Origin of the sequence: Paraburkholderia tagetis (assembly GCF_022213065.1) — a bacterium.
Taxonomy (GTDB): domain Bacteria; phylum Pseudomonadota; class Gammaproteobacteria; order Burkholderiales; family Burkholderiaceae; genus Paraburkholderia; species Paraburkholderia tagetis.
The window spans coordinates 1-3,621 of the sequence record NZ_JAKLJA010000103.1 but is presented as its reverse complement, the minus strand read 5'-3'; the positions used below and the strand labels follow the sequence as shown (position 1 = coordinate 3,621).

The 3,621-nt window shown below is 64.1% G+C and carries 2 protein-coding genes and 2 pseudogenes; 3 read left to right on the top strand and 1 reads right to left on the bottom strand.

The genetic code is table 11. The features are described 5' to 3' along the window. The 3 genes and pseudogenes from L5014_RS38350 to pyk form a co-directional block, all read left to right on the top strand. A pseudogene (locus L5014_RS38350) lies at nucleotides 1–212 on the top strand (ribose ABC transporter permease); the annotation flags it as partial. Nucleotides 213–306: 94 nt separating this feature from the next. Next, nucleotides 307–1,944, top strand: coding sequence for an NADP-dependent glyceraldehyde-3-phosphate dehydrogenase (locus L5014_RS38345; protein WP_238469063.1), 1,638 nt, complete (start codon nucleotides 307–309; stop codon nucleotides 1,942–1,944). Between the two features lie 11 nt (nucleotides 1,945–1,955). Then, nucleotides 1,956–3,374: a pyruvate kinase gene (pyk, locus tag L5014_RS38340; protein ID WP_238469062.1), complete on the top strand. Its 1,419-nt coding sequence runs from the start codon at nucleotides 1,956–1,958 to the stop codon at nucleotides 3,372–3,374. Nucleotides 3,375–3,443: 69 nt separating this feature from the next. On the opposite strand, the pseudogene L5014_RS38335 reads toward pyk, so the two are convergent. After that, a pseudogene (locus L5014_RS38335) lies at nucleotides 3,444–3,621 on the bottom strand (pyrroloquinoline quinone biosynthesis protein PqqE); the annotation flags it as partial.

Sequence of the window (3,621 nt, the reverse complement as noted above, 5' to 3'; positions counted from 1 at the left end):
TCGCGGCGGTGATCCTGGGCGGCACGAGCTTCGTGGGCGGCGTGGGCTCGATCGTCGGCACGCTGATCGGCGCGCTCATCATCGCGGTGCTCTCGAACGGCCTCGTGCTGCTGGGCGTCTCGGACATCTGGCAATACATCATCAAGGGCCTCGTGATCGTGGGCGCCGTGGCGCTCGACCGCTATCGCCAGCGCGGCTCGGCGCGTACCTGATGCGGCACACCCGTCTGTTCTTTCGCGATGTGCAGCACTTCAATACCTGCTTGGCAGGACCTTAATGAATGTTCCCACCGCCTTTGGAGTTCTCATGACGACCGATCACAATGCGCGACTCGCTCGATATTTCCCCACCGTCGACGAAATTCCACCGGAACATCGGCTTGGCGCTCCCGTTCATCAGCGCGGCTTCCTGATTGGCGGGCAGATACTGGAATGGGATGGCCCCTGTAAAGTCGTGCGCTCGCCAGTTTGCACGCGCGATGCGACGACCGGCGACGTAAGCCAGGTCGAGATCGGCAGTTACCCCTTGATGGGAGAAGCGCAGAGCGATGCCGCGCTGGATGCCGCGGTCGCTGCATACGACAACGGCCGGGGTCAATGGCCGACCATGACGGTCGCCGGCCGCATCGCCTGCATGCAGGCGTTCGTGAAAGGCATGGTCGAGCGCCGCCAGTCGATCGTCAACCTGCTCATGTGGGAAATCGGCAAGAGTCTCGCCGACTCGCGCAAGGAGTTCGATCGCACCATCGAGTACATCCAGGCCACGATCGAGGCCCTGAAGGACGTGGAAAACGACCATTCCCGATTCATGGTCGTCGAGGGAACCATTGGCCAGGTCCGCCGCACGCCGCTAGGCGTAGTGCTGTGCATGGGGCCTTATAACTACCCGCTCAACGAGACGTTCTGCACTTTGATTCCGGCGTTGCTCATGGGCAATACGGTAGTCCTCAAGCCGCCGCAATATGGCACCCTGCTGTTCGAGCCACTACTCGAAGTCTTTCGCGACGCGTTTCCGCCCGGCGTGGTCAACACCATCTACGCGCCCGGTCAACTGGTGGTGCCACGCATGCTGGCCTCGGGCAAGATCAACGTGCTGGCATTGATCGGCTCAAGCCGCGTTGCGGACCATTTGAAAAAACAGCACCCCAAGTCGCACCGCCTGCGCGCGGTGTTGGGCCTGGACGCGAAGAATGCAGCCATCGTGCTGCCCGACGCCGACCTGGATCTCGCCGTCAAGGAATGTCTGCTCGGCGCGCTGTCGTTCAACGGACAGCGCTGCACGGCCCTCAAAATGTTGATCGTGCATAGCAGCGTCGTCGATGCGTTTCTCGAGCGCTTCACCGCTGAACTCGCGAGGCTGAAGATGGGCATGCCCTGGGAAACCGGCGTGCATATCACGCCGTTGCCGGGCCCGCATCGCACTGCGTACATGACAGAGGCGATCGAAGACGCCGTCGCAAAGGGGGCGCGCGTCGTCAATGAGGGCGGCGGCGCATTTTGCAGCACGCTATTCAATCCGGCGGTCGTCTACCCCGTGAGCGAGGGCATGAAACTCTACCGGGAGGAACAGTTCGGCCCTGTCGTTCCGGTCATGAGCTTCGACTCAGTGGATGAGGCACTCGACTACGTGATCACCTCGGATCACGGCCAGCAGGTGAGCGTTTTCGGCACCGACACGGCGCAGATCGGGGCACTGGTGGATCCGCTCGTCAACCAGGTCTGCCGCGTGAATATCAACTGCCAGTGCCAGCGCGGACCGGATGTATTTCCCTTCGCAGGACGAAAGGATTCGGCGGAAGGCACGCTCTCGGTCAGCGACGCGCTGCGCGCGTTCTCGATTCGCTCGATGATCGCGGCCAAACTGACCGAGTCGAACAAGGCACTGCTCAACACCATTGTTCGTGAGCATCAATCGAAATTCATCAACACCGATTTCATCTTCTAAGCGGAGCGATCATGACGCGTCGAAAACGTAATGCCAAGATCGTCGCCACACTGGGCCCGTCGAGTTCCGACCTGAGCACCGTGCGCGCCCTGTTCGATGCCGGCGCCGACGTATTCCGGCTCAACTTCAGCCACGGCACGCACGCGCAGCACCAGGAGCGGCTCGAGATCATCCGCCGTGTCGAGCGCGATACGGGGCGGCCCATCTCCGTGCTGCTCGATCTGCAGGGCCCCAAGCTCCGTATCGGCACGCTTGCCAACGGTCCGGTCACGCTGGTAGCCGGTGCGGCGTTTCGCATTGATCTGGACTCCACACCAGGCGACGCCACGCGCGCGCCGCTGCTCCATCCGGAAATCTTCGCGGCGCTCGAGACCGGCACGGAGTTGCTGATCGACGATGGCAAGGTGCGCCTGAAGGTACTGAGCTTCGGACCAGACTTCGCCGATACGCAGGTCATCACCGGCGGCACGATATCGGATCGCAAGGGGGTGAACGTGCCCTCGGTGCTGCTGCCGATTCCAGCCATGACACCCAAGGACCGCGCCGACCTCGAGTTCGGTCTGACACTGGGCGTCGATTGGGTCGCGCTATCGTTTGTGCAAAGACCCGAGGACGTGCACGAGGTGAAAGCGATCGTCCAGGGGCGTGCTGCCGTGCTCGCCAAGCTGGAGAAGCCGGCGGCAATCGACTCGCTCGACGCGATCGTCGATGCAGCCGACGCCATCATGGTCGCGCGTGGCGACCTCGGGGTCGAACTGCCGGCCGAGCAGGTGCCGCGGATCCAGAAGCAGATCGTCAGGGCCTGCCGGGCCGCCGGCAAGCCGGTCGTCGTTGCCACGCAAATGCTCGAATCGATGATCGCCGCGCCGGTCCCGACTCGCGCGGAAGCCTCGGACGTAGCCAACGCGGTGTACGACGGCGCGGACGCGGTGATGCTGTCGGCCGAGTCCGCCTCTGGCCAATACCCGCGCGAGGCAGTGGCGATGATGGACCGCATCATCGCCGAGGTGGAGTCCGATCCGGACTACCGCAGCGCGATCGACGCATCGCACACCGCGCCGCAGGCCGCTGTCGCCGATGCGATCTGCCTTGCCCTGCAACAGACCGCGAACCTGCTGCCGGTGGCGGCGATAGCCACCTACACGCGATCGGGCTACACCAGCCTGCGCGCGGCACGGGAGCGGCCGGTGGTGCCGGTGCTGAGCATGACGCCGGAACTCGCCACCGCGCGCCGCATGGCGCTCGTCTGGGGCGTGCATCCCGTGCACGCCGACGAGAGCGTCAGCGATGTGCCGGACATGGTGGACAAAGCCTGTGCGATCGCTCGACGCGAAGCCTTCGCGCAGGCGGGCAATTTCGTCGTCATTGCCTCCGGCATGCCTTTTGGCGTGGCTGGCACGACCAACTTCCTCCACATTGCCAAGGTCTGAGCGCCACGTCCAGGATCCAGGCGCGCGTGCGCGGCGGCGCGCGCCACGTTTCTGAACAGCGCTCTGCGTTCAACGCGCCAGCGAATTCTCTCTGCTGCGAAAAATGAGCGGCCGCTCATCCACCTGCCTGGGCTGCCGCGCAAACTGCACCGTCTGCACGACCTGGCCGTGATGCGCCGACTTTTCACACACCGGATCGGCCGCCGCCGGGTCGCCGGTCAGCATCCAGGCCTGGCAGCGGCACCCG

What these genes read in the sequence shown, in the direction of transcription:
- pyk (WP_238469062.1), top strand. Translation starts at nt 1,956, where the DNA reads ATGACGCGTCGAAAACGTAATGCCAAGATCGTCGCCACACTGGGCCCG.
- L5014_RS38345 (WP_238469063.1), top strand. Translation starts at nt 307, where the DNA reads ATGACGACCGATCACAATGCGCGACTCGCTCGATATTTCCCCACCGTC.